Raw genomic sequence first — 809 nt, 5'->3', positions numbered from 1 at the left:
GCCGGGGCGGTGACGGTGATCGTGCCGTCGCCTGTACCGGAAGCGGCCGAGAGGGTGATCCACGGCGCGTCGCATCGGGCCGTCCATGCTTCGCTTGCGGTGACGGTGAGCGGCTTCGTTTCGCCCGCGAACGTGATATCGACGGTTTCGGGGGTTACGGCGAAGTCGGGTCCGCATGCTCTTGTGCCCGTAGTCGGGATATCGGAACCGCCTGAATAATATTGAACCTTCCAGTTTTTGCCGGTCGCGATGGAGCCGGACGAAGCGAGTACGTCGGCATGTCCGGCGTCGGTCGCGTCATAGGCCGGCCGGATTTTTCCTTCCGTTGTCGATGTACGGTCAGGCAGGGAACAATAGAGCCGGTTGAGCGCGGCCTTGGAGAAGTTGTTGTTGAAGCAATTCAACCTCTTTTTTAATTGGGTACATGCGCTGACATCGAGAGCCTTGAGTTGGTTGCCGGAGCAACCCAATCCCTCTAATTGGGTGTTATGCGAGAGATCGAGGGCGGGTTCGGTTGTTGTCGCATTCCAACCAATCTAATTGGGTACATGCACTGACATCAAGGGCGGTGAGGTCGTTATTTTGGCAATACAAATCCTCTAACTGAGTGTTATGCGAGACATCGAGGGCGGTGAGTTGGTTGTCGGAGCAATACAACCCCTTTAATTGAGTGTTATGCGAGACATCGAGAGCGGTGAGTTGGTTGACGGAGCAATCCAACACCTTTAACTGGTTACATGCACTGACATCAAGGGCGGTGAGGTCGTTATTTTTGCAATACAAATCCTCTAACTGAGTGTTATGCGAGA

Annotated in this window: 2 protein-coding genes; both read right to left on the bottom strand. The window is 54.4% G+C overall.

From position 1 onward, the window contains the following. The coding region (locus EII41_RS14695; protein ID WP_148091770.1) for a BACON domain-containing protein at positions 1–404 on the bottom strand (404 nt) is incomplete at its 3' end. Between the two features lie 82 nt (positions 405–486). Next, positions 487–809: leucine-rich repeat domain-containing protein (locus EII41_RS13705; RefSeq protein WP_185711934.1), on the bottom strand; the 323-nt coding region annotated here is incomplete at its 5' end.

Source organism: Tannerella forsythia, assembly GCF_003860135.1.
Lineage (GTDB): Bacteria > Bacteroidota > Bacteroidia > Bacteroidales > Tannerellaceae > Tannerella > Tannerella forsythia_A.
The sequence above is the reverse complement of the archived record's forward strand: the minus strand, read 5'-3'. Positions and strand labels throughout refer to the sequence as shown.